The organism is Nocardia brasiliensis, assembly GCF_011801125.1.
Taxonomy (GTDB): Bacteria; Actinomycetota; Actinomycetes; order Mycobacteriales; family Mycobacteriaceae; genus Nocardia; species Nocardia brasiliensis_C.
Genome location: NZ_CP046171.1, coordinates 1,192,141 through 1,212,123 on the forward strand (window position 1 = coordinate 1,192,141; position 19,983 = coordinate 1,212,123).

A 19,983-nucleotide genomic window follows, 5' to 3' on the forward strand; every position below is an offset into this window, starting at 1 on the left:
CCCGCTCGACGGGACGGTCAGTGTTGGCGGGGCAGGAGGTGGTGGCCGGGTTTGTCGGTGGACAGGGCCAGGGAGCTGATGTACTGGATCTCGCCCTCGGGGCCGGGGGTGGCCGAGGCGATCATGTCGGGGCGCTCGAACTCCAGGCCGGTGACGTGGCAGGTGAGGGTTTCCCCGGACGGGTTACCGTGCTCGTCGAACATCGGCAGATCGATGCCGTCGTCGCTGCGCCGCAGGTAGTACTTGCCCTTGGTGGCGATCGCGGTCAGCGGGGTGGCGACGAACGAGACCAGCACCGCGACGATGGGGGAGTACGGCTTGAGCAGGTCACCGAACAGGCCGAAGAACGTCATGATCGACAGCACCGCCGAGAGTCCGAAGCCGACCAGCCCGACCGGGTTGAAGTCGTACAGCATGCCGCGACGGAACTCCGGCTGCTTCGGTGAGATCTTCAGCAGGTACTTGTTGACCGCGATATCCGTTGCGACGGTGACGATCCACGCGATGCCGCAGTTGGCATAGAAGCCGAGGATGTTATTGAGGAAGTCGAACATGTTGGCTTCCATCAGAATCAACGCGATCACCAGGTTCACGCCGAGGAAGATCAGCCTGCCCGGGTAGGTCTTGGTGACTCGGGTGTAGGAGTTGGTCCAGGCGAGGGAGCCGGAGTAGGCGTTGGTCACGTTGATCTTGATCTGGCTGATCACGACGAGCACCACGGCCAGTGTCATAGCCAGCCAGCCCGGCACCATGTCGCGGTAGATCTCCAGGAACTGGTGCACCGGCTGGTTCGCGATGCCCTGCGCGGCAGGCACATTCGCGATCAGGTACACCGCGAGGAACAGCCCGACCACCTGCTTGAGCGCGCCGAAGACCACCCAGCCGGGGCCGGCGAGCAGCATCCAGGTCCACCACCGGCGGGCGTTGTCCGGCGTGCGCGGCGGCATGAAGCGCAGGTAGTCGATCTGCTCGGCGATCTGCGCGATCAGTGAAAGGCACACCCCGGCGGCCAGCAGCGTGCCGGAAAAGCTGACGCCGGAACCGTTCTCGCCGCCGTAGGCGAAGAACGAGGACACCGAGTCGGGGTGGCGCACCAGCAGGAACCCGAACGGCAGCACCATCAGCAGCAGCCAGAGCGGCGTCGTCCACACCTGCAGCTTGGCCAGCGTGTTCATGCCGTAGATGACCAGCGGGAAGATGATCAGCGTCGAGGCCAGATACCCCAGCCACAGCGGCACGCCGAGGCCGAGCTCGAGCCCCTGGGCCATGATCGACCCCTCCAGCGCGAAGAAGATGAAGGTGAACGAGGCGAACACGATATTGGTGACGACCGACCCGTAGTAACCGAATCCGCTACCGCGGGTGATCAAATCGAGGTCGATGTTGTAGCGCGCCGCGTAATAGGCCAGTGGAAATCCGGTCAGCATCACCACAACGGCGAACAGCGCGATACCGAGCAACGCGTTCCCGGTGCCGTTGGCGATGCCGATGTTCGCGCCGATCGCGAAATCGGCCAGGTAGGCGATGCCACCGAGGGCGGAGATGCCGACAACGGCCGGGCTCCATTTCCGGTAACTCCGTGGCGCGAACCGCAGGGTGTAGTCCTCGAGTGTTTCTTTGGCTGCGGCGATCCCGTCGGAATTCGACGATCGGGTATCGAGCTCGACCACTTTTTCTCCTCATCCCCGCCACTTCGATCAACAACCTCTCGACGGTCGTACACGGTTGTGGACGCTGAATTTCCGATCCATTACGCGGCTGTTACGGCCGCCGGGGCGGTGAGTCACATCACAGCGACCGGCGCGGCGGAGGTTGGGTGCCAGGTGGCGGCGGTCATGCACCAGCGCGAACTGGGAATACATACACCTCCGACGGTATGTCGCAGATCCTGGGCTAACCGCTGGCCAATCGATAGGCGGAACCGTGGGTACCGGGGAAACTCTTGCGTACTTACATACATCTCTGTATGTTTGTTTCCAGTTCGGTCCGGACGGATCGGTCAGCGTCGTCCGCGGGCGGCACCCGGCGGGTCGCCGGGACGGGCACTATCTGAGGAGTTCGATGGCGAACAAGGTTTACGTCGTCGGCGTCGGCATGACGAAGTTCGAAAAGCCGGGCCGCCGCAAGAACGAAGACGGCACCGACTGGGACTACCCGGACATGGCCAGGGAGTCGGGGACCAAGGCGCTCGCCGACGCGGGCATCGCCTACGACCTGGTGGAGCAGGCCTACGTCGGCTACGTGTACGGCGAATCGACCTCCGGTCAGCGCGCGGTCTACGAACTCGGCATGACCGGCGTCCCGGTGGTGAATGTCAACAACAACTGTTCGACCGGTTCGACCGCGCTCTACCTTGCGGCGCAGGCGATTCGGGGCGGACTGGCCGAATGCACGCTGGCGCTGGGTTTCGAGAAGATGCAGCCGGGTTCGCTCGGCTCCACCTGGGACGACCGTGAGCAGCCGATGGCGCGCCACATCATGGCGCTCGCCGAGATCTCCGAGGTGCTGTTCCCGGTGGCGCCGTGGATGTTCGGCGCGGCGGGTCGCGAGCACATGAAGCAGTACGGCACCACCGCCGAGCACTTCGCCAAGATCGGCTACAAGAACCACAAGCACTCGGTGAACAACCCGTACTCGCAGTTCCAGGACGAGTACTCGATGGACGACATCCGCGGCGCGCGGATGATCTACGACCCGCTTACCAAGCTGCAGTGCTCGCCGACCTCCGACGGGTCCGGCGCGGTGATCCTGGCCAGCGAGGCGTTCGTGGACAAGCACAACCTGGCCGGCCAGGCGGTGGAGATCGTCGGGCAGGCGATGACCACCGACTTCAAGTCCACCTTCGACGAGACCGCCAAGAACCTCGTCGGCTACGACATGACCGTGCAGGCGGCACGCAAGGTCTACGAGCAGGCCGGACTCGGCGCCGAGGACTTCCAGGTCATCGAGTTGCACGACTGCTTCTCGGCCAACGAACTGCTCACCTACGAGGCGCTCGGCCTCTGCGGCGAGGGTGAAGCCGGAAAGCTGATCGACGACAACCTGACCACCTACGGCGGCAAGTGGGTGGTGAACCCCTCCGGTGGCCTGATCTCCAAGGGACACCCTTTGGGCGCAACGGGTTTGGCGCAGTGCTCCGAACTCACCTGGCAGCTGCGTGGCACCGCGGACAAGCGGCAGGTCGACGGGGTCACCGCCGCGCTGCAACACAACATCGGCCTCGGCGGCGCGGCGGTGGTCACCGCCTATCAGCGTGCCGACCGCTGAGCCGACGCCACCGCACATCCGATCGCTTAACTCGCACAACGAATCTCGACGAGGAGTCAACCCATGGGACACATCGAAGCCGCCAAGGACGTCAGCGCCACCCCCGATGCCCTCTGGGCGGTCGTTTCCGACCCGCAGACCTGGGACAAGTGGTTCACCATCCACGAGCGCTTCATGGAGGAGCCGCCTGCCGTGCTGACCGAGGGCGCCAAGCTGGTCGCCAAGATCGTGATGCTCGGCATGGCGAACAAGCTGGAGTGGACCGTGGTCTCGGTCGCACAGCCGTCCAAACTCACCCTCGGCGGCACCGGAATGGCCGGTGTGAAGACCGAATTCACCTTCGACATCCAGCCCAAGGGTGACGGCGGCAGCACCATCGTGGTGTCCGGCGACTTCGAGGGCGCGCTGATCAAGGGCGCGCTCGGCAAGGCGGTCGAGAAGGACGGCCTCAAGCAGCTGGACAAGTCCCTCGAGCAGCTCGACGCGCTGGCCTCGGCATGACCGCGGAGACGGCCGCCGCCCGGCTGGTCGAGTTCGACGACGCGGGCCTGGAAACCTGGTGTGACGACGAACGTTTCGAGGTCACCGGCGAGCGGATCGGCGAATACGCCGCGGCGACCAACGATCCGATCGAGGCGCACCTGGCAGGCGAGCTCGCCTCGCCGGTCTTCGCCATCGTCCCCGTTTTCGAGGCGATGATGATGCCGGTGATCGATGTCGCGCCGATGGACATCTTCGGCCGGGTCGTGCACGGCGAGCAGGACTTCCACTTCCATCGGGCGATTCGGCCCGGTGACAAGCTGGTCTCGCGGGCCAAGGCGACCGGGTACACCAGCAGGCCCAACGGCACGACCATCACCATCCTCATCGAATGCCGCACCGAGGAAGGGGAATTGGTCAACGAGCAGTACCTGACCGCCTTCTTCCGCAATATCGACGCGGGCAAGTCGGTCGGCGCCGCGGCGCCGCCGCACAAGTTCGACGAGGCGCTGCGCGCCCAGCCGCCGGTGGCGGTCGTGCCGCAGCACGTGGACGACGACCAAACCTTCAGGTACTCGCCGGCTTCCGGTGATCCCGTGCCGCTGCACCTGGACGAGCAGGTGGCCAAGGATGCCGGACTGCCCGGCATCATCGCGCACGGACTGTGCACCATGGCGTTCGCGTCGTGGGCGGTGCTCACTGAGGTCGGTGGTTCGGATGTCAACCGGCTGAAGCGATTTGCCGTGCGGTTCGCCAAGATGGTCTTCCCCGGCGACGACCTGGAGACCCGTGTCTGGCGGGTCGGTTCCGCCGACGGTGTCACCACCTACGCGTTCGAGACTCTGCGCGGCACCGACGTGGTGCTCAGCGACGGGCTCGCCGAGATCACGGACTGAGCGAAAACCCTTACCTGGTCGCAGGATCCAGCACAGACTTCACGAAGAGGAGACATCGATGGGTGCACTCGAGGGTCGAGTAGCCATCATCACCGGGGCCGGCCGCGGCATCGGCCGCGAGCACGCGCTGCTGTTCGCCAAGGAGGGCGCCGCGGTGCTCGTCAACGACCTCGGCGGCAGCAACGCGGGCGAGGGCACCGATACCACGCCCGCGCAGGAGGTGGCCGACGAGATCGTCGCCGCCGGCGGCAGGGCGCTGGCCAACACCGACAACATCGCCACCTGGGACGGCGCGAAGCGTGTGGTCGATCAGGCCGTCGCCGAGCTGGGCGGGCTCGACATCGTGGTGAACAACGCGGGCATCCTGCGCGACGCGTTCATCGCGGGCATGGACGAGGCACAGTGGGACGCGGTGATCGCGGTGCATCTCAAAGGTCACGCCGCCGTGCTGCATCACGCCGCCGCCTACTGGAAAGACCAGAGCAAGGCGGGCAATCAGCCGAACGCCGCGGTGATCAACACCGCCTCCGCCTCCGGCACCACCGTGCCCAACGCGGGCCAGGGCAACTACGGCGCGGCCAAGGCGGGGATCGCCGCGCTGACCCTCGTCGCCGCCGACGAACTCGCCCGCTACGGCGTGCGGGTCAACGCCATCGCGCCGATCGCGCGCACCCGGCTCACCCTCGCCACGCCGGGCATGGGCGCGATGATGGCGGCCGAGGCCGACGAGGTGGCGGAGGGCGGCTTCGACGCGTTCAGCCCCGCCAACATCTCGCCGCTGGTGGCCTACCTGGCCTCGGACAAATGCCCGATCACCGGCAAGGTGTTCGCGGTGCAAGGCGGCGCCATTTCCGAGCTGGCCGGTTGGCACGATGTGAAGACGATCGAGACCGACGGGCCCTGGCTGATCGACGACATCTCCGCTCGGCTGCCCTGAGTTCGCCGCAACGTTAGGAGAACAACGATGTTCGAATGGTCCGAGACCGATCTGCTGATCCGTGACGCCGTGCGCACGTTCATCGACAAGGAGATCCGGCCCAACCTCGACGCTTTGGACAGTGGCGAGCTGTCGCCATACCCGATCATCCGGAAGCTGTTCAGCGAGTTCGGGATCGACGCCATGGGCGAGGAGGCGGTGACCAAGCTGCTCGCCAAGCAGGAGGCGAGGGAAGCGGCCATCGCGGCGGGCGAGCCGAAGCCGGAGAAGAAGGAGAACTCCGCGGGCGGTAGTCCGTTCGCCGGGCAGGAATCGTTGATGGCGGTGCTGATCGGTGAACTGTCCGGTGTCTGCATGGGCGTGGTCACCGCGCTCGGCGTCAGCATCGGTCTCGGCGCGACCACGATCATGTCGCGGGGCACGCTGGCGCAGAAGAAGCGCTGGCTGCCCGACATCGTGACGATGAAAAAGGTTGCGGCGTGGGCGATCACGGAGCCCGACTCCGGGTCGGACGCGTTCGGCGGTATGAAGACCTACGTCAAGCGCGACGGTGCGGACTATCTGCTCAACGGGCAGAAGACGTTCATCACCAACGGCCCCTTCGCTGACGTGATGATCGTCTACGCCAAGCTCGACGAGGGCGACGGCGCGGACCGGCGTGAACGCAAGGTACTGACGTTTGTGCTGGACAAGGGCATGGAGGGCCTCACACAGGGCAAGCCGTTCAAGAAGATGGGCCTGCACGCCTCGCCGACCGGTGAGCTGTTCTTCGACAACGTACGCCTCGGCCCGGACCGGCTGCTCGGGGAGACCGAGGAGCACAAGGGCGGCGACGGCAGGGAGAGCGCCAGGTCCAGCTTCACCGCCGAACGGGTCGGTGTCGCGTTCATGGCGCTGGGCATCATCAACGAATGCCATCGGCTCTGCCTGGAATACGCCAAGAGCCGCAAGCTCTGGGGACAGGAGATCGGCCGGTTCCAGCTGGTGCAGCTCAAGCTGGCCAAGATGGAGATCGCGCGGATCAACGTGCAGAACATGGTGTTCAACACGCTGGAGCGGGGCCGGGCCGGTAAGCCGCCGACGCTCGCCGAGGCGTCGGCGATGAAGCTGTACGCGTCGGAGGCCGCCACCGAGGTCGCGATGGAGGCGGTCCAGCTGTTCGGCGGTAACGGATACATGACCGAGTATCGTGTGGAACAGCTTGCGCGCGACGCGAAGTCGCTGATGATCTACGCGGGTAGCAACGAGATCCAGGTGACCCACATCGCCAAGGGCCTGCTGGCCTGACGGCCCGTCGCCGGTTTCACAGAGCGGGCACCCTTCCCACAGGGGCTGGGGAAGCGTACGAACGCTCTGTGAAACCAGCCTGGTCCGCTCTGGCGACACGGTCCGCCAAGTGCGTGAGGCGGGCGGAGAGTTGCCGCCGGTCGTAGCGGAGCTGGCTCGTCCGGGTGGTCAGACCGCCCAGTTGCGTACGAAGCAGCCCGAGTTCGGGCTCGAACACGGCCCTGCGTCGCCGGGACACACCGGCACTGCCTCGGACCTCGCTGCCTTGCGAGACGACGTTGCCTGCTCGTGCTGACATCTGGTCGATTCGTGTGCTCAGGCGGGCCAAACCTGTTTTCATACGGTCGATTTCGACGCCGATCGAGCCCTCGGCCGCATTCAGGTGCATGGTTGCTGGTCCTCGCCGGTGTGTGGCCGCGCTGACCGCGGCCAGGTCTCGGTCCACGTGCTGCTCCAGGTGACGCAGCTGTCGTTCGAAGCAGTGCAGCGTGCGACTCAACGCGTCGGCTTGCCTGGTCGAGGCCCGCGCCAACTCGTGCAGGCTCGTGAGGTCGCCCCGAAGTCGGCGGACGGCATGCTGTAGCTCGGCGATTCCCATGGCGCGCAACGCTAGCCGCCGACCGCTCGGATCTGCGGCGCTTCAGACCCGCTCGGTGTCCCGCGGCACGTACCCGTGCGACGGGAACACCGCCGAGGTTTCAGAATGGCGGTTCCAATTCCTCCCTTCGCGTCTTCGGCTGCCGCCTCCGCAAGAGTTCGACGATGGTATCCAGCGTGCGCGAGTTCTGCCGCACCACCCCCTCGACCTGAATCACCTGCCCTTGCAACCGATTTACCCCCGCTTCGAACCGGTCCAACCGCGCCGACAACCCTGCCGACTCATCGACCCGGACCGCCAACTCCGCGAGCTCCCCGACCTTCGCTTCCACCTGCCTCGCCAACTCCGTGATGTCCCCGAGCTCGGTTTCGACCTGTGCGACCTGTGCGGGCAGCGGTGCGAGCGTGTCGAGTTGGGCCTGGAACTGCTCCGCGTGCCCCGGCAGCACCGCGAGGTCCTCGAGCTGCGATTCGACCCGCGCGAGCTGCGCGGGCAGCGATGCGCGCGTGCCGGGTTCGGCTTCCACGTGCTCCGGGAGCTTCATGAGTGCGTCGAGCCGGCGTTCGAGCTGCGCGAGTTGTTCCGGGAGCGCCGTGCGGTCGTTGTGCCGTATCTCGGCCTTCCCCGCTTGCCCGACCAGCGCCGCGAGGTCGCCGAGCTGGCTCTCGACCCGCGCGAGCTGGGTCCCGAGCCGACTCACGTGCCCCCGCAGCTTCGCGAGGGGTTTGAGTCGGCTCTCGATCTTCGTGAGTTGCGCGGGCAGCGGGGTGAGCGTTTCGAACTTCGTGAGTTCTCCTGGGCGGGGCGGGAGTTCGGCGGTGAGGGCCTGTAGTTGGGATTCCACGCGGTGCAGGTGTCGTTCGTGGGCGCGGTGGGCGGCGAGCAGGAGACCGAACTGGCGGCCGGAGGTTCGCCCCAACCGGCCAACGCGCAGGTGGATGTCGCGCAGGGTGCGGTCGCACTTGATCGCCCTGTCCTTGACCTCACCGGTCAGTTCGTACAGTCCGTACATGTCGCCGCGAAGTTGATGGACGGCTCGGTCTGTCTGCTGGCTCCCCATGCCACGAGGTTAGGTCCCGCCGAGAGCCCGATCGAGACCGTTCGCCGATCTGGGGACAACTTCGCGACCTGTGGATATGTGGTCGTTCAGACCGCGCGGAGCCGGTTGCGGCTGGCGTAGACGTGCTCGGCGATCAGGGTGGCGATCCGGTCGGGCGCCTCGAGCATCGGGACGTGTCCGACACCGTGCACGACGATGCGATCGGCGGACTCGGGAAGTTCCTTCAGATAGCGGCGGGCGTAGACCCGATTCGGGATCACCCGGTCGTATTCGGCGAGCAGCAGCCGGACCGGCGTTGTGAGGGTGGACAGGTCCTCCTGTCCTGGTCCGCGCAGACTGGTGACGATGAACGGGATCATCGTCGGGCAGTGCAGCGCCGCCATGATGCACGCCGCGGTGTCGGCCCGCGACACCGCCGCGGCGTTCTTGCTCAACGGGAGCAGGGCCAGCCGCTGCGTGATCGGGTTGTTGATCGCGAAACCGCCCAGCCGCTTGCCGATTTCGACGACCGGGACCAGCGACAGGAACTTCAGGCCGATCCGGAACTGGGTGATCGATGGCGCGTGCCAACCGCCCGCGGGCGCCACCAGGGTGAGCGTGCGGGCCCGTCCGCGTCGGGCGAGTTCGACGCCGACCCAGCCGCCGAGCGAGTTGCCCGCGATGTGACAGGTGCGCCAGCCGAGGTCGTCGAGCTGGTCCTCGATCCGGTCGGCGAGGGTGTGCACGTCGATCGACCAGCCGTCCGCGTCCTCCCCGCCCCAGTGCCCCGCGAAGGCGGGCGCGTAGACCTCGCACTGGCTCGACAGCCGCGTCGCCGTCTGTTCCCAGCAGTGCGGCGACATCATGAAGCCGTGCAGCAGGAGTAGCGGGTCGCCGGAGCCCATGTGTAAAGCCTTGACGGGCTTGGGCATTGCGGGGTTCTTCGCGGCGGCGGCAGCTGGGCGTGCGGCCCGCTTCGCGGCGGCGGGGGACTTGGCGGTGTCAGACGGCATCGTCATCACCCTTTCCTGGACGGCGGTGTCCGAAGGAATTCATCTGACCAGCATTGTACGGTCGTGCGGTGGCCTACATCATTTCGAGTGTGAACGTAAACGGCGTCCGCGCTGCGACGGGCAAAGGCATGCTGGCCTGGCTCGCCGCCACCGAGGCCGACATCGTCTGCGTCCAGGAGGTCCGGGCGACCGACGAGCAGACCAGGGCGGCGCTGGCGCCCGCGTTGGCCGACGGCTGGTGGCTGGCCAATGCCGAGCCCGAATCCAAGGGCCGCGCCGGGGTCGCGATCCTGTCCAGGCGTGAGCCGCACGCTGTGCGAATCGGCTTCGGCAGCAGCGAGTTCGACGCCTCGGGACGCTACCTGGAGGCCGACTTCGGCGATGTCACCGTGGCCAGCGTGTACGTGCACTCCGGTGAGGCGGGCACGCCGCGCCAGGACGAGAAGTATCGCTTCATGGCCGAGCTCGGCGGGTATCTCACCACCCGCACCGGTGATTTCGTGGTGAGCGGCGACTGGAACATCGCGCACACCGAACTGGATCTGAAGAACTGGAAGGGCAACCTGAAGTCGGCCGGCTTCCTGCCCGACGAGCGCGCCTGGATCGATCAGTTGCTCGCCGCCGGCTACGTCGATGTGGTGCGCGGCCTGCATCCCGGCAAGGAGGGGCCGTACAGCTGGTGGTCCTATCGGGGTCGCGCCTTCGACAACGACACGGGCTGGCGCATCGATTACCAGCTGGCGCGCGGTGAGCTGGCGACCAGGGCCAAGCAGGCCGTGGTGGAACGGGCCGCCGCGTACGACCAGCGCTGGTCCGACCACGCCCCGGTCACGGTGCAGTACCGATGAACCTGTCGCCGAAGGCGATCCGCGCCGCCGCCGCGCTCGGTGCGGTGGCGCTGGTGCTGCTCGTTGCCGCGGTGCTGGCGCTGCGCGGCGGAGGCGAGGACACCGGCACCGCCGCGGCGACCACGACCGCGCGCGCCACGGCGAGCACCAGCGTGCCCGCCGGGAACGCGCAGCGGCCGCCTACGGCCACGCCGTTGGCGAGCCGTGCGCCGGGCGTGCCCGATCGCGCCTATGCCACCCTGCGGGAGATCGACGCGGGCCGCTGGCCGGATTCCGCGGACGCGCCGGGCACCAAGGGCGGGGATCGCTGGATGAACCGGGGCGGCGACCTGCCTGCCAAAGATGCCGCCGGCAAGCCGATCACCTATCAGGAGTGGGACGTCAATCCCAAGCAGCGCAACCGGAATCGGGACGCCGAACGCATCGTCACCGGAAGTGACGGCGCGGCCTGGTACACCGGCGATCACTACAAGACCTTCACGAGGATGCGTTGATGACCGAGTCAGTCACGTTGTCGCAGTTCCTTGCCCGTCCCGTCCCCGCCGACGCCGATGCCGAGTCGATCGCCCCGCTGCCGCCGCGGGTGGCGCTTGGCGCCGCGGCCGTCGATGCCGCCGAGCTGAGCAGCGTGCGCTATCGCGCGCCGTCCGGTTTCGCGGTGCGCGAGCTGCGCGGGGCGAAGATGCGCTCGGTCGCACGGGTTTTCGACGAGATCGCCGCCGCGCTCCAGTTCCCGTACTACTTCGGCGAGAACAAGGACGCGTTCGACGAATGCCTGCGTGATCTCGACGATTTCGTCGGCGACGCCACCGGATACGTTGTCGTGATCCGGGACTCGGCGCACCTGCTTGCCGACGAGTCGGACGAGCGCGACTGGTTCAAGTCGGCGATCCGCGACGCCGCCGAATACTGGTCGGACAAGGGCATCCTGTTCCGGGTCGTGCTCCAGGGCGAATCGACCGGCCTGCAGGACGTTTCAGTGCGGCTCTGACGCCGAGGTCAGCCCAGGCGGTGTGCCAGGTCCTCGCCGAGCAGGACGAACACGTCGGTGGTGTGCTCGATGAGTTCGTCCCGGCTGATCGGCAGCTCACCCTGTAGCCAGGCCGTCAGCGTCTGCACCAGCCCGCCGACCAGGTAGTTCGCTCGGAACGCGATCGCCGGGTCCGCGGTCGGATCGTCGATGCCGTAGAAGTCGATGCCCTCCGCCGCGACCATCCTGGCGAACAGCCGCACGGTCTCGGTGGTGCGTGCTCGCAGCTCCGGTGTCGCCATGCCCGCGACCAGCGCGACCTTGGCCTTACGCGGATCATCGGTGAGCAGGTGGATGCCCGCGGCGATCGCGGCGTGGGCGGTGCCGCGGGAGTCCTTCGGCGCGGTGCTCACCGCCGCGACGATCACGACCGCGAGTTCCTCGGCGATGCTGTCGATCAGCGCGGTCAGCACGGCGTCGCGGCTGTCGAAACTCTCGTAGTAGTACCGCTCGTTGAGGCCTGCCTGGGCGCAGAGCCCCGAGACGGTCAGTTTGGGCAGCCCCTGGGTGCCGATGATCTCCAGCGCGGCATCGAGCAACGCCGTGCGCCGGTGTGCCTTGCGCTCTCCCGCGGAGACACCGCCATAGCTACGAGTCACAACCTCGATTCTGGCACGTCCCATTCTGGCAGAGACTATTGCCAGAATTGGAAATCTGGCGGATGCTATTGCCAGATGGTCTCGACGAGGAGGCAGTGATGTCCGAACCCGGCTACTTCAGTGAGCGCTCGATGGCCAGGCGGGTGATGCGCAAGCGCGCGGTCGGCCTGACCTACGGGCAGCGCGCCCTCGTCGTCGGCGCGGTGCATCCACTGCTCTACGTGGGCACCGCCGAGAACACCGAGCATCGGACGACCCCCTACACCAGGCTCGCGCTCACCGGCCATCTGTTCGAGTCGGTGTTCCTCGGCACCAAAGCCGAGGCGGACCGGGCACTGGAGTTCACCAGGAAGAAGCACGCCACGGTGCGTGGCGCGCTCCCAGAGGACGCCGGGGCGCACCACCCCGCGGGCACCGGATACTCGGCGAACGATCCGCACCTGATGTACATGACCATGGCGTTCACCCTCGACTCCGCCGAGGTGATGTACGACCTGCTGGTCCGGCCCCTGACCGATGGCGAGCGCGAGGGTCTCTACCAGGACTACGTCCGCTGGGCCGAGCTCTTCGGCATGCCCGCCACGGCGGCGCCCGCCACCTACCGGCAGTTCCGCGCGTCCTTCGACGCCTACCTCGCCTCGGACGAACTGTTCCTCACCGACGAGGCGCGCCTGGTCGGCTCGTACCTGGCCGGGCAGCGCGTGCCGTACCCGCAGCGGGTGCCCTTACAGCAGGTCACCTCCGCCTTTTTCCTGCTCGTGCAGGGCAGCCTGCCGCCGCGGATCCGGGAGATGTACGGCATGCGCTGGGGGATCGCCGAACAGGGCGCCTACCGGGCGCTCGCGCAGGCCGTGCGGACCGCGCACCGCACCCTGCCGCTGGCACCGCCCGTGGTGCGCCGCACCATGGCCGGGCCGAGCGCGCCGGTCTACAAACTGGTGTCGCAGCGGGAGCGCCGACTCGCCCGCACAGGACGGCCGAGCATGCCCGGCGTCGATCCGCGGAACTGGGTGGAGCGAAATTCCATCGGTCAGCGGCGCGCAGCGACTCAGTGAGGGGTGGCGGTCGGGCGACGGGTGGGCGCGGCATGAAAAGATCGGTGCATGTCCGTTCCTGCAGAAACCCCGGCCGCTGAACGCAAGCAGCGGGTCCTTTCCGGGATCCAGCCCACCAGTTCCTCGTTTCACCTCGGCAACTACCTTGGGGCACTGCAGTACTGGGTGACCATGCAGGACGACTACGACACGCTGTACTTCATCCCGAACCTGCACGCGATCACCGTGCCGCAGGATCCGAAGGCGCTGCGGGCCCAGACCAGGGGAGCCGCGGCACAGCTGCTCGCCATCGGCATCGACCCGAAGAAGTCCACCCTGTTCGTGCAGAGCCAGGTGCCCGAGCACGCCGAGCTGGCCTGGGTGCTCAGCTGCATCACCGGATTCGGCGAGGCGAGCCGGATGACCCAGTTCAAGGACAAGTCCGCCAAGCAGGGCTCGGAGAACGCCTCCGTCGGGCTGTTCACCTATCCGGTGCTGATGGCCTCGGACATCCTGCTCTACCGGCCGCATCAGGTGCCGGTTGGCGAGGACCAGCGTCAGCACCTCGAACTGACCCGAAATCTGGCGCAGCGCTTCAACACCCGCTTCAAGAAGACCTTCGTGGTGCCCGAGGCGCACATCGTGAAGGGCACGGCCAAGATCTACGACCTGCAGGATCCGACGGCGAAGATGAGCAAGTCCGCGTCCTCCGACGCCGGGCTGATCAACCTGCTCGACGACCCGAAGGTCACCGCCAAGAAGGTGCGCTCCGCGGTCACCGACACCGAGCGCGAGATCCGCTACGACGTCGAGCACAAGCCGGGCGTCAGCAACCTGCTGGTGATCCTCGGCTCGCTGACCGGCACGCCGATCGTCACGCTCGAAAAGGACTACGCGGGCAAGGGCTACGGCGACCTGAAAGCGGATGTGGCCGACGCGCTGGTCGAATTTGTCACGCCATTGCAGGCGAAGGTGCAAGAGTATTTGTCGGATCAGGGCGAACTCGACCGCATCCTCGCCGCCGGTGCCGAGCGTGCGCGAGAGATCGCCGGCAACACCCTCGCACAGGTATACGACCGAGTGGGTCTGCTGACCCGTTAGCGGCGGCACCTGCGAGATCACTCCTGAAGGGGCGAACTGGTGCAGGTGATCGACAACATCAAGGCCGGGATCGAACGACGGATCCAAAAGCGGCCATGGCTCGACCATTTGGTGCGAGCGGGCGGACGGTACCAACGGCAGCGCGGTGATTACTATGCCGCCGGAATCACGTATTTCACCGTGCTGTCGCTGTTTCCGTTGCTGATGGTCGCGTTCGCGATCGCCGGGTTCGTGCTGACGAGCAATCCCGATCTGCTCGGCGAGTTGCAGGCCAAGATCGTCGACAATATTCCCGGCGAGCTCGGCACCCAGCTGAACGAGCTGGTCGAGAAGGCCGTCGACTCGCGCGGCACGGTCGGCGTCATCGGTCTGCTGGCCGGGCTCTACACCGGGCTCGGCTGGATGGCGAACCTGCGGGCGGCGCTCACCGAGCAGTGGGAGCAGAAGACGCAGGAGCAGAACTGGTTCCTGGCGAAGCTGTCAGATCTCGGTGCGCTGCTCGGACTCGGCCTGGCTTTCGTTGTCTCCCTTGGCCTTTCCGCGGTCGCGTCCAGCACCCTCGGGGCTCGGCTGCTGATCGGCCTCGGGCTGTCGCATCTGCCCGGCGCGCGGCTGCTGCTGGCGCTGGCCTCGACCTTCCTCGGCTTTCTCGCCTCCTGGGCGGTCTTCGCCTGGATCATCGCGCGGCTGCCACGTGAGCCGGTCACGTTGCGCAGCGCCGCGAAGGCCGCGGCGCTGGCCGCCCTGGTCTTCGAGGTCTTCAAGTTCGTCGCCTCGATCTACCTGCAGACCGTGCTCTCCAGCCCGGCCGGCGCGGCGTTCGGCTCCATCATCGGCCTGATGGTCTTCAGCTACGTCACCTACCGCATCGTCCTGTTCGCCACGGCGTGGGCCGCCACCGCCTCCGACAACGACCGCGAAGCCGACATCGCACCCCCACCCGCCGCCGTCATCGCCCCCCGCGCCACTACCCCCGAACTCTCCCTAGGCGCAGGCGCCACCTTCTTCGGCGCAGGCGCCCTGGCCGCCCTGGCCCTGACCACCCTCCGCCGCCGCCCCTGACCCCAATCACACTGCGCTGCTGAACCTTCGGTCCCGGCGGCGGACGGCGGGCAGGAAATAGTCCTGCGGACGGTCGGGGCCGATGCCGTCGCCGAGCACCGCGATCGGCAGGTACACGTCGAACAGCCACACCGCGAGCAACTGCTTGAAGCTCGGATAGGCCCCGTCCTGCGGGCGGATCACCACCAGACCGAACAGCGCCTTGCCGATTGTCGTGTGAAAGACCGCCTGGATGGCGATCCGATCGATCGCGGATGCCACCAAGAAGAACCCGAATACGACAACCGGATTCACGCCCGTGTGCTGCCAGTTCTGCCGGGCGATCGCGTCCGCCGCGAACGCGGGACTGACCGCGATCGCGGCGCCGATGCCGCAGCCCACGTGGACGATCCAGTCGACGAGAAAGGCGAGGCAGCGTCGGAGCAGCCGTGGGGACGGATACTGGGCATCGTCTTTGCCACCGTGTCGCTTCGGGGCGGCAGGCGCGGCTGTCGCCTGTAGGTCGGCCCGGTGCGACCGACGCTCGCTGTCCGTGGACGTCTGCATAGCGTGCGCCTCGTCGGGTCGGTGGGCGTGTTCAGCGGGCAGGCGCGGCGTCGAACGGAACGCATAGCGCAGGTCCGCGCCACCCGGTCTGGATACCACCCCGTACTTTCTCGGGTCGCCGGCGAACCAGAGTTCCCGTGTCTGGAGGTTCACCAGCTTGCCTCGCTCGGTCGGCCAGGTGCTGAGCTGGAGTGTCGACACGGGTTCACCGCTCGCCCCGATCAATTCGATCCACTCGTCACCGCCGTTGCACAGGTAGCGGACCGGCCACGCCTGCCATGAGTAGCGGCGCAACACCTTTCGTTTCCGATGCCCGAGCCAGCCGAACACGCCGCAGACGAGCACCCCGATGACGAACACGACGCCCGCCACCTCCGCACCCGCCACCACCACGTTCTCGAGCTCGGGCACCACCCGCGCCCGCACCGCCATCAGCCCGTAAGCCACCGGCGCACAAGCAAGGACCGCCACCACCACCGGCCATCGAACCCACGCGGCGCGCCGCAGCGCCGCCCGCGTTCCAGGCGCGGCATTCGCAGGAGCCGAGGAGTGTTGAATCATGGCCCCTCACAGGTCGAGTGACGACGGACGGACGGGTGGATGATCACTCGGCCGGAAGCCGACCGAACGCGCCATATCCACGATCATCTTTCGGAACTCAGGGCCGTGATCGACGTAGGAGGTCGACATCTCGATTGCCGCAGTCGCCGACCCGTCCGCAGCGGGAACGATGGCTTCCAATTGGTAGGTGGCCGTGCTGTCCCCGGCATAGGGCCGCCCCGGCAGGTCCGGGGTGGGTAGTCGAATTGTTCGCTCCGAGAACAGCATCGGGATTCCATCGATGTCGGTCACCTCGACCTCGCCCTGCTCGTCGCCGGCCGCGATCCTCGACTCGACCAGGTTGGTCAGCGTCAGTCGAGGGTTGCACTGCTCACCTTCGGTTTCGAGGACGCACACAGTGAGGCAGGAGGTGACCAGATCTCCCGTCGAGGACAGGTGCCGACCGACGCCGCAGTACCGGGCGTCCCGCTGTGCCAGCGCACCGAGCAGTGTGGTGACAGTTGGCAGGATCGCGTTTGCCGTAGCAGTCAGCTCCGACGATGGCAGCCCGGCGACCAACTGCTGGACGACGCGCAGGCGCTCCTGGATGCCGGAGAGCGGCATTTCCAGGTATCCCTCGGGAATCCAGATGTCCAGCGCGGTATCACTCATGGTTCCCGATTACGCTCCCGATCTTCTCCAGCCCCAATGCCGACTTCGCCGAACGGGAGAACAATTCGATGCCTGCGAGGGCAGTGCCCGGTGCCGCCTTGCTGGCCTGGCTGAAGTCCTCGAGCCAGAAGGTGGCTTCGGCAGGCCGCGGAATGGAGTTCAGCGCTTTCGACGAGATGGTCGGCGCCTGGGCTCCTTCGGTGAATGCCCGTACCGCGGGGCCGAACTCGCCGATCTCGGAGAACGCCTTCGCGCCCTTGAACGCGCCGCCTACACCGGGTATCACCGCGAGCGAGTCGAGCCCGACCGTGGTCCCGATCTTCTTCAATGCGTCGCTGTTGAAATCGCCGTGCACTACGTCGCTGAAGGCGCTGCGGATTTCGGGGTCCAACGCGTCCATCGCGAGCGCGCCGGCACCGCTCACCAGTGCGATACCGGCGAAGATCACGTCTGCCGGTGGTGGCGTCACCAATGCGAGCAGGCCGGTGAGGGCGGAGATGCCGGAGAGGATGTCGTGTATCTGCTGCCGATGCTCACTGATCCAGGTGCCGATGCCTTTTACCGCGTCGGCAATGCGATCCCAGACGCTCTTGTCCGGTGGGCTGGGCGCGAAATCCTTTGCCGCGGCGTCCAGCTCGCTCGCGATTCGACGCGCTGTCGTGTCGTGCAGGCCCTGTAGGTCGCGAGCGCGCCGCAGGACGGAGTCGATCTTCGCCTGCGAGTTGTCGACGGCGGTGCTCGCCGCGCGGACCTGCGCGGTGGCGGCATCTAGCCGGGACTGGGCGGCTTGCAACTCCGCTGGATCGGTGAATGTCACTGTGGCGAGGCCGAGATCGGGGTTCGATCTGGCGCTGTGCAATGCGGCGACCGCCTGAGTGTGCTGACCCCTGGCGTCGGCGGCCTCGGCTTCGAGTCCTTTGGCGGTGTCCTGAAAGCCGACCAGGTCGGTGTGCCATTCGTCGAGGAGGCCGACCGCCCGCTCCAGGGACTTCTGTGCGTAGCCGAGATCCTGGGCGAGCGTGGCGTCGAAGTTCGCGCGGAACGCGTCCCCGGCGGCGCCCTTCCAGACGTTGTCGTTGCTGTTGCGCAGGCGGGTCAACAATCCGTTGGTCTCGCGGACCGCATCCGCGGAGGTGTTGATCTGCGTACGCAGTCCGGTCACGTCGGCCGGCGCGCCGGGCACCGGGTTGAATCCCAGGTTGGGATAGGGGTTGTTGTCGCTCATGCCTCGACCTCGCCGGGCGACTGCTTCGTGACGAGCCCGTTGACCTGCTCCAGCGCCTTGGCGATGGCGGTGTCGACCTCCTGATAGGCGTCGTGACACTTGGCCACGCCGTCTGCGGTGGCCTTGGCTGCCTCACCGATGCGTTCGACGCCGAAATGCCAGCGCCGCTGGAAACTTTCGGCCGCGTCGTTGAGTACGGCGGTGCCGATGTCGCCGTGGCCGTCCTTCGTCATTGCCCGCAACGCATCGTTGAGCACCTGCTCTGCACCGCGCAGTGACTGGACGGTCTTGCCCAACATCTCGACGTCTACTCCGAGAATTCCGGCCAACTCGACTCTCCTCGCCTACGGCACCGGACCCCGGTGAACGAAACCACTCCTACATGGCCATAGACGCAGCGGGGTCTGGATTGGTTCCCGTGCGGTTGATCCTGTCCGAAATGCCGGTTTACCTGCGGCGGTTGAGGCGGCGGGCGCCTAGGAGGAGGGCTAGGGCGAGGATGGTGGCGCCCACTATCCAGACGGTGCGGTCGGGGGTGCGGGTGTGGGTGGGGGTTTGGTCGGGGTGGGCGGTGTCGCGGGGTGGTGGGGAGGCCAGGGCGGCACCGGGATTCGAGGGGGGTGGGGTTTTGGTGGGGAGCTTGCCGATGCTGGTGCCACGGGGGAGGGCGAAGCCGTAGTCGAGTAGGCGGGCGGCCTGGTCGGTGGGGCGCAGGGGGCGCACGTCGGCTTTGAGGAGGGTGACGACGAGGCGGCGGCCGTCGCGTTCGGCGGCGGCGACAAAGGTCTGCCTGGCGTCGTCGGTGAAACCGGTCTTGCCACCGAGGGCGCCCTCGTAGTCGTAGAGCAGGTGGTTGTCGTTGCCGATCGGAAAGCCGGGGTGGTCCTCGTCCTCGGGGATCTTCGGATTGGCCGGATAGCCGGGGAAATCGACCTGTTCGGTGTGGATGAGTTCGGCGAACAGCGGGATCGTCATGGCCTCGCGGAACAGCACGGACAGGTCGTAGGCGGAGGTGCTCATGCCGGGCCCGTCCAGCCCGGACGGCGTGGCGGCGCGAGTATCCAAGGCGCGCAACGACTTCGCGAGCTCGTTCATCTTGGCGACGGTGGCTTCCTCGCCGCCGAGCTGGGTGGCGATGGCGTGCGCGGCGTCGTTGCCGGACGCCATGATCAGCGCCTGCATGAGCTGCCGGTTGGTGTAGCGCCCGCCGGGACCGATGCCGACGCGGGTGCCGTCGGCGTTCGCGTCGTCCTCGGTGCCGATCACGACCTTGTCCAGGTCGAGGGTGCGCAGCGCGATGGCGGCGAGCAGCACCTTGATGGTGCTGGCGGGGCGATACCGGCCGTGCGGGTCCTTGGCGACCAGGACGTCACCGGTGTCGAGGTCCGACACCTGCCAGGCGGTGGCCGAAATGTCCTGCGGCACAGCGGGTGCGCCCTTGGGCAGGACCAGTCCGCATTCGCCGAGCCTGCTGCCGCCGACGGGCGGGGTCGGGATCGGCAGCGCGGTCGGCGCCGACTGGCCGGGCCGCGGCACCTCGGACAGGTCGATCGGCGGCGGCGGGCTGGTCTTCTGCGGGCACCCGTCGGTGTTCGGCGTGGTGAACGGTGTCGTCGTCGGACTCGTCGGTGCGGCGAACGACGGAACGGCGGCCAGACCCGCGGTAACGGCCACTGCGGCCAGCGCGGAACCGAGGCGAAGTATGGCGCGGCGGCGCGACTCCCTGATCTTCATCGTTTGCGAGCGTAACGGTCGACGCCGAAGTCGGCCGCGCTCGCGCACACGCGAAGTATTGCCAGACGCTACTAA

21 protein-coding genes are annotated in these 19,983 nt (G+C 67.1%); 11 read left to right on the forward strand and 10 right to left on the reverse strand.

Going from position 1 to position 19,983, the window contains the following annotated elements; all coding sequences use genetic code 11:
* Positions 1–17 precede the first annotated feature (17 nt).
* Positions 18–1,670, reverse strand: coding sequence for a purine-cytosine permease family protein (locus tag F5X71_RS05320; protein WP_238815727.1), 1,653 nt, complete (start codon positions 1,668–1,670; stop codon positions 18–20).
* Positions 1,671–2,061: 391 nt separating this feature from the next.
* Here F5X71_RS05320 and F5X71_RS05325 point away from each other — a divergent pair, with 391 nt between their 5' ends.
* The 5 genes from F5X71_RS05325 to F5X71_RS05345 all read left to right on the forward strand — a co-directional run bounded on the left by F5X71_RS05325 (position 2,062) and on the right by F5X71_RS05345 (position 6,867).
* The gene (locus tag F5X71_RS05325; RefSeq protein WP_167460917.1) at positions 2,062–3,267 is read left to right on the forward strand and encodes a lipid-transfer protein; all 1,206 of its coding nucleotides are present in this window, start codon (positions 2,062–2,064) and stop codon (positions 3,265–3,267) included.
* 63 nt (positions 3,268–3,330) lie between these two features.
* Positions 3,331–3,768: a type II toxin-antitoxin system Rv0910 family toxin gene (locus tag F5X71_RS05330; RefSeq protein ID WP_167460918.1), complete on the forward strand. Its 438-nt coding sequence runs from the start codon at positions 3,331–3,333 to the stop codon at positions 3,766–3,768.
* Positions 3,765–4,643 carry a MaoC/PaaZ C-terminal domain-containing protein gene (locus F5X71_RS05335; protein ID WP_167460919.1) on the forward strand — a complete coding sequence of 293 codons (879 nt, stop codon included), beginning with the start codon at positions 3,765–3,767 and terminating at the stop codon, positions 4,641–4,643. The genes F5X71_RS05330 and F5X71_RS05335 overlap by 4 nt, the downstream gene beginning before the upstream one ends.
* 58 nt (positions 4,644–4,701) lie before the next feature.
* The gene (locus tag F5X71_RS05340) at positions 4,702–5,580 is read left to right on the forward strand and encodes an SDR family oxidoreductase (protein ID WP_167460920.1); all 879 of its coding nucleotides are present in this window, start codon (positions 4,702–4,704) and stop codon (positions 5,578–5,580) included.
* Positions 5,581–5,607: 27 nt separating this feature from the next.
* A complete protein-coding gene (locus F5X71_RS05345; RefSeq protein WP_167460921.1) occupies positions 5,608–6,867 on the forward strand; it encodes an acyl-CoA dehydrogenase family protein in 1,260 nt (419 codons plus the stop codon).
* Between the two features lie 16 nt (positions 6,868–6,883).
* Here F5X71_RS05345 and F5X71_RS05350 read toward each other — a convergent pair whose 3' ends face one another.
* The 3 genes from F5X71_RS05350 to F5X71_RS05360 form a co-directional block, all read right to left on the reverse strand.
* Positions 6,884–7,465 carry a hypothetical protein gene (locus F5X71_RS05350; protein WP_167460922.1) on the reverse strand — a complete coding sequence of 194 codons (582 nt, stop codon included), beginning with the start codon at positions 7,463–7,465 and terminating at the stop codon, positions 6,884–6,886.
* A gap of 100 nt (positions 7,466–7,565) precedes the next feature.
* Positions 7,566–8,525 carry a hypothetical protein gene (locus F5X71_RS05355; RefSeq protein ID WP_167460923.1) on the reverse strand — a complete coding sequence of 320 codons (960 nt, stop codon included), beginning with the start codon at positions 8,523–8,525 and terminating at the stop codon, positions 7,566–7,568.
* 86 nt (positions 8,526–8,611) lie between these two features.
* Entirely contained in the window at positions 8,612–9,523 is a 912-nt protein-coding gene (locus tag F5X71_RS05360) for an alpha/beta fold hydrolase (RefSeq protein ID WP_167460924.1), read from the reverse strand.
* An 83-nt stretch (positions 9,524–9,606) separates the two neighbouring features.
* Between F5X71_RS05360 and F5X71_RS05365 the strand changes: the two genes are divergently transcribed.
* The 3 genes from F5X71_RS05365 to F5X71_RS05375 are packed head-to-tail and all read left to right on the forward strand — an operon-like array spanning position 9,607 to position 11,356.
* Positions 9,607–10,365: an exodeoxyribonuclease III gene (locus F5X71_RS05365; protein ID WP_428981452.1), complete on the forward strand. Its 759-nt coding sequence runs from the start codon at positions 9,607–9,609 to the stop codon at positions 10,363–10,365.
* Positions 10,362–10,859: a ribonuclease domain-containing protein gene (locus F5X71_RS05370; RefSeq protein ID WP_167460926.1), complete on the forward strand. Its 498-nt coding sequence runs from the start codon at positions 10,362–10,364 to the stop codon at positions 10,857–10,859. Before F5X71_RS05365 ends, F5X71_RS05370 begins: the two co-directional genes overlap by 4 nt.
* Positions 10,859–11,356: a barstar family protein gene (locus F5X71_RS05375; protein WP_167460927.1), complete on the forward strand. Its 498-nt coding sequence runs from the start codon at positions 10,859–10,861 to the stop codon at positions 11,354–11,356. The genes F5X71_RS05370 and F5X71_RS05375 overlap by 1 nt, the downstream gene beginning before the upstream one ends.
* 8 nt (positions 11,357–11,364) lie before the next feature.
* Here F5X71_RS05375 and F5X71_RS05380 read toward each other — a convergent pair whose 3' ends face one another.
* Positions 11,365–11,994: a TetR/AcrR family transcriptional regulator gene (locus F5X71_RS05380; RefSeq protein ID WP_238815728.1), complete on the reverse strand. Its 630-nt coding sequence runs from the start codon at positions 11,992–11,994 to the stop codon at positions 11,365–11,367.
* Between the two features lie 98 nt (positions 11,995–12,092).
* Between F5X71_RS05380 and F5X71_RS05385 the strand changes: the two genes are divergently transcribed.
* Genes F5X71_RS05385 through yhjD form a run of 3 tightly spaced genes read left to right on the forward strand, consistent with a single transcriptional unit; the run spans position 12,093 to position 15,191 of the window.
* On the forward strand, positions 12,093–13,049 hold the full coding sequence (locus tag F5X71_RS05385; protein ID WP_167460929.1) for an oxygenase MpaB family protein: 957 nt from the start codon (positions 12,093–12,095) through the stop codon (positions 13,047–13,049).
* Between the two features lie 48 nt (positions 13,050–13,097).
* Positions 13,098–14,129 carry a tryptophan--tRNA ligase gene (gene trpS, locus F5X71_RS05390; RefSeq protein WP_167460930.1) on the forward strand — a complete coding sequence of 344 codons (1,032 nt, stop codon included), beginning with the start codon at positions 13,098–13,100 and terminating at the stop codon, positions 14,127–14,129.
* A gap of 39 nt (positions 14,130–14,168) precedes the next feature.
* Positions 14,169–15,191 carry an inner membrane protein YhjD gene (yhjD, locus tag F5X71_RS05395; protein WP_167460931.1) on the forward strand — a complete coding sequence of 341 codons (1,023 nt, stop codon included), beginning with the start codon at positions 14,169–14,171 and terminating at the stop codon, positions 15,189–15,191.
* A 6-nt stretch (positions 15,192–15,197) separates the two neighbouring features.
* Here yhjD and F5X71_RS05400 read toward each other — a convergent pair whose 3' ends face one another.
* The 5 genes from F5X71_RS05400 to F5X71_RS05420 all read right to left on the reverse strand — a co-directional run bounded on the left by F5X71_RS05400 (position 15,198) and on the right by F5X71_RS05420 (position 19,908).
* Entirely contained in the window at positions 15,198–16,184 is a 987-nt protein-coding gene (locus F5X71_RS05400; RefSeq protein ID WP_167460932.1) for an RDD family protein, read from the reverse strand.
* Positions 16,185–16,304: 120 nt separating this feature from the next.
* On the reverse strand, positions 16,305–16,949 hold the full coding sequence (locus tag F5X71_RS05405; protein WP_167460933.1) for a hypothetical protein: 645 nt from the start codon (positions 16,947–16,949) through the stop codon (positions 16,305–16,307).
* Positions 16,942–18,174, reverse strand: a complete 1,233-nt coding sequence (locus F5X71_RS05410) for a hypothetical protein (protein ID WP_167460934.1) — start codon at positions 18,172–18,174, stop codon at positions 16,942–16,944. Before F5X71_RS05410 ends, F5X71_RS05405 begins: the two co-directional genes overlap by 8 nt.
* Entirely contained in the window at positions 18,171–18,503 is a 333-nt protein-coding gene (locus tag F5X71_RS05415) for a hypothetical protein (protein ID WP_167460935.1), read from the reverse strand. Before F5X71_RS05415 ends, F5X71_RS05410 begins: the two co-directional genes overlap by 4 nt.
* 118 nt (positions 18,504–18,621) lie before the next feature.
* Positions 18,622–19,908, reverse strand: a complete 1,287-nt coding sequence (locus F5X71_RS05420) for a D-alanyl-D-alanine carboxypeptidase family protein (protein ID WP_167460936.1) — start codon at positions 19,906–19,908, stop codon at positions 18,622–18,624.
* Positions 19,909–19,983 lie beyond the last annotated feature (75 nt).